The sequence below is a fragment of the Bacillus sp. SM2101 genome, assembly GCF_018588585.1.
Classification (GTDB): Bacteria; Bacillota; Bacilli; order Bacillales; family SM2101; genus Nanhaiella; species Nanhaiella sioensis.
The window spans coordinates 1-4,066 of the sequence record NZ_JAEUFG010000069.1; the positions used below are offsets into that span (position 1 = coordinate 1).

Annotated in this window: 4 protein-coding genes; 3 read left to right on the plus strand and 1 reads right to left on the minus strand. The window is 32.6% G+C overall.

Annotation, left to right across the window (positions count from 1 at the left end; all coding sequences use genetic code 11):
* The first annotated feature begins 302 nt into the window (after window positions 1-302).
* Entirely contained in the window at window positions 303-548 is a 246-nt protein-coding gene (locus tag JM172_RS24005) for a hypothetical protein (RefSeq protein ID WP_214484910.1), read from the plus strand.
* Between the two features lie 294 nt (window positions 549-842).
* Here the strand turns inward: JM172_RS24005 and JM172_RS24010 are convergent, their stop codons facing one another.
* Window positions 843-1,394 carry a hypothetical protein gene (locus tag JM172_RS24010; protein WP_214484911.1) on the minus strand — a complete coding sequence of 184 codons (552 nt, stop codon included), beginning with the start codon at window positions 1,392-1,394 and terminating at the stop codon, window positions 843-845.
* Between the two features lie 302 nt (window positions 1,395-1,696).
* Between JM172_RS24010 and JM172_RS24015 the strand changes: the two genes are divergently transcribed.
* Both JM172_RS24015 and JM172_RS24020 read left to right on the plus strand, forming a co-directional pair.
* Entirely contained in the window at window positions 1,697-2,767 is a 1,071-nt protein-coding gene (locus JM172_RS24015; RefSeq protein ID WP_214484912.1) for an S-layer homology domain-containing protein, read from the plus strand.
* A 259-nt stretch (window positions 2,768-3,026) separates the two neighbouring features.
* Window positions 3,027-3,845, plus strand: a complete 819-nt coding sequence (locus JM172_RS24020) for a GNAT family N-acetyltransferase (protein WP_214484913.1) — start codon at window positions 3,027-3,029, stop codon at window positions 3,843-3,845.
* The last annotated feature ends 221 nt before the right edge of the window (window positions 3,846-4,066 follow it).

Consider the following 4,066-nt stretch of genomic DNA (forward strand, 5'->3'; position numbering starts at 1 on the left):
ATTGCAGAAATAGATGAAGAGATGTTAAAGGGTTGGAAAAAGAAAAAGAACGAATAGAATCCGTACAGCTTTTCTGTAAAGGGGAAAAACCTATCTAATATATTCTCATGTGTTATTCAAGAAAATGGGGCTTGAACAGAGTGAAAACTCCCAATTTCTCATAATTATAAAATGCTGAGGAATAGGGAGTTTTAATATTGAAACCACCTTAATTTCATATATCTTTTTTTCTTTTCTACATCCGAATTAAATTAACAAAAAAATGGTATTGTTTATATAAGATTGTCTAAGGAAGGAAATGAATGAAAAAGTATCTTGGATGGGTTTCTTTAGGTCTAATAATTATAACTTCTACATTTTTATTACTTTTTCGTGGAAATGAAAATATTAGTGGACAACTTGGAATTAACATTCTCCTCATTGGATTCTCACTTACGATAATTACAGCTTTTTTGAGCCCAAAGGGCATACCTAAAATACTAGCTTTTATAATATTAGGATTATTATTTGCTGGGTTTGTATATGGGGTTCTTATAATGGTAGTATAGGTTGGCCTGAAAACAATAAACTAGTTAAAAAAGGGGGGGACGAGGTACTCCTTTTTATTGTGATGATATTCCGCAATCTGGCGCTGTTCAGTAATAATACTGACATCGTGCCTGTTGGAAGTACTGGTAACTCCCTTTTTAGGAACAGCTGAAGTAACTATTAATGTATTATCCAGTATTGAATTAACGAATATAAAAAGTACCTAATTTGTTCTTTGTCAAGATAAGACTAAAAAATAAACCATTGTGCTATCCTTTATACAGGCACACAATGGTTTATTTTTTTTAAATTATTTACTGACCATATCCAGCGTCTATTAAACGTTGATTCCTTATTACTAATTCTTCTAGAATTTCTTTTGAGGACATACTAGTTAGACCAATATTTTCTTTATCTTCCGTGTATAGTTTGAATAAATTACTTGTTTCTCTAAGCAATGTCAAATCCTCTTCAGTAAATGCCTCTCCTTTTATACTTTTATCATATAAGTCCTTTACAAGCCCAAACGTATTAGCTATTAACCAATCTGTTTCGATTGTAGCATGTGGGACTTTGGTTAAAGTAAGTTTTGAAAGGTTCTGCAACAATTGAGAATAATCAAAGTCTTCTAAATCTGCTCCTTCTAAAGTTGAGTGGTCTGGAAAGATAAAGTTCACCCAATAGATATCTGTAATATATTCCAGATATGATGCTTGTAATCTGTCCTCAATATAATTATTTTGCTTGTACTGAACATAATTTAAGATAACTGAAATTATCAAAAGGCTTACTAAAATTTCTTTTGCTCTTTTTTTAACTGTACTTATTACAATTACTTTTACTCTTTTTTTTAACTTACTTATCATATTATACTCCTTGTTAATATATAAATTATCTATGTATTATCTATGTATTTAACTACTTAATTATCTTAGATAATTTAAGAACTTTCATTGGTAAATTTATCTTTTTTGCGAAAAAGATATTGGGTATCTTCTACTAGATCAACCTTCTTTAAAACAGGTGAATTAAAGAGTCTTAATCTCTAAGTTATTATTTACTTAGAACAATCCCTTTCATATAATTAGATTGGTAAATTAATGAATGTAAGTTTGATATTGTAAAAGTATTTATAATTTATATTACATGGGAAAAGCGAGGGTAAATTATGTTGAAGAAAACGTTAGTAGTTATTTTATCATTAATGTTGTTACTTCCATCTACATCTGTATTTGCAGCTGGAGACCAGCCGAGTGCTTGGTCAAAAGATACGATTCAACGAGGCATTGATCTAGGAATTGTTCCAGAAAGATTACAAGCTAATTACGCTGACCCAATTACGCGAGAGGAGTTTGCGGAGTTATTAGTTAACGTGGCTTTTAAAAAGTTAGAAATGGTCGAAAGGTCATATGAATGGACAATGGAAATGGTACTGGAAAAAGTGACGATTGATCAACCATTTGAAGATACGGATTTAGATCACGTCAACCTTGCCTATATTATTGGTAGTGTGAATGGTACATCTGATACGACCTTTTCACCAGATGCTTATATCACACGTGAGCAAGCAGCACAAATGCTGATGAATACAATTCATAAATCAAGTTTAATATCATATGCAACAGAAGAAGAGATGAGTTATACGGATTACGATCAAATAGGAGAATGGGCGAAGCCTGCCGTAAGTGCTGCCTATACTTTAGAGCTTATGCAAGGGTCTAACGGTCAATTTATGCCACGAAAGCATATTACGAGAGAGCAAGCAATTGTAACAATTATAAGAGTGTTTGACCATGCTAAGTATAATACACTGCAACTAAGGGGAGATATCACTGTTTTGGCTGTCTATAATGATTTGATATACAATGTCGGAAAAGACTATGTTTACGTATCTTATGAGGGTAAGGAAGAAATTAGTCTCTCTGAAAAAGAATTAAGAGAAGCGTGGTATACCTATAATGTAACTACTCAATCAGGATTACATTACGATCATGAAAAAGCAATCGTTATTTACGCTTTTCACGGTAACCTACTAAGTACATATTATACATGGATTTCAGATGCATCCCTTAAAGATGAAGGAGTAAAAGTAGATTACGGTTATATGACAGTGGAATCATTTACAGAAAATCACTTACTTGAATTTTCACTGAAAGACATTCCAGGGTATTTTAATACAAATGCTGGTCATGTGTACGGTTATCCGAAAGTAGAAGTTGACCCCAAGCCAATAGATTAATGAACTTTAACAATATGGCGCTTTTCAGAAACTATACTGAAAAGCGTCTTTCTTTATGTTTTGGGTAATATTGTTTAAACCAAGAACTTTTAGTAACCACAATGGCGCTAATCTGTAATAATGGTTAGCATCTTTATCATTTTAGGGCAATAATCTGGAGTAAAGAAGGTAAATAATTGGGGCACCTTGAATTATAAGTTATGCCGCTTAAGAGCAGTTATCTGGAGTGAGGTATATTCAAATAAACTGAGGTGAGATGATGACTATTTTAGTATCCAAAGAAAACGCCGTAATGGTTGAACAATCAGAAATAGATGCATTAGAAGATAGATTAAAATTAGTTCAAGAACTAAAGGGAAATTCAATGGGTGTTGAAATAAAAAAATTTGGGAATGCAGTTGCTTTTTCCGTAAAGAATATTCCTGGATCTTCTTTCAATACGATTAAAGGGGTCTGTAGTAATAATGTTGGAGACATCGATTCAATGTTAGATTTTTACTCAAGCAAGGGAATCCCGGCTAGATTTGAAATCACTCCAACCAAATCAACTACAGAGCTTCTTAGAACCCTAAGTATTAAAGGTTATTTTCAAAGTGGATTCCATACCTCACTATACCGAGGGTTGGATGAAGACGTACAATTAATTAATGAACCACAAAGTTCTATACTTATCCAAGAAATTAGTAAAGATGATTTTAATATTTATGGAGAAATTTATACAAAAGGGTTTGATATGCCTTCGTTCTTAAAAGGTAATGTTACAGAAAATAACAAGATTCTTTTAAATAACGGTAAATGGACATTTTATATAGCAAGTGTAAAAGGAGAGCCAGCTGGAGTCGGAGCACTATTTGTGAAGAATGGAGTTGCTACCTTAGCTGCATCTGCCACAGTTCCAGAGTTGAGAAATAAAGGCGTTCAAACTGAACTTATAAAAAAGCGAATAGAAAAAGCAATTGAATTAAGATGTAATATAATTGTCGGACAGGCTGCGTATGGAAGCGTGAGTCAAAGTAATATGGAACGAGCGGGGTTGAAAGTAGCTTATACAAATGCTATTTGGGAGAAATTCAATTAAATATGCTATGTTCAAGAAGTGGAGGACTTTAGTGGAAGAAGATTCACAACAAATCTTAAATTCAAGTATTCGAACCTATAGAGGTATTAAGTTAAATCGCCTATTTAAAAAGGTGCGGATTACTTTCTTTTCCTTTGATCTTCCACAATATGGCGCTTTTCAGAAACTATACTGAAAAGCGTCTTTCTTTATGTTTTGGGTAATATTGTTTAAACTAAGAA

Excerpts from the sequence above, each read along its gene's own strand:
- JM172_RS24005 (WP_214484910.1), top strand. The coding sequence starts at position 303 with ATGAAAAAGTATCTTGGATGGGTTTCTTTAGGTCTAATAATTATAACT.
- JM172_RS24010 (WP_214484911.1), bottom strand. The coding sequence starts at position 1,394 with ATGATAAGTAAGTTAAAAAAAAGAGTAAAAGTAATTGTAATAAGTACA.
- JM172_RS24015 (WP_214484912.1), top strand. The coding sequence starts at position 1,697 with ATGTTGAAGAAAACGTTAGTAGTTATTTTATCATTAATGTTGTTACTT.
- JM172_RS24020 (WP_214484913.1), top strand. The coding sequence starts at position 3,027 with ATGACTATTTTAGTATCCAAAGAAAACGCCGTAATGGTTGAACAATCA.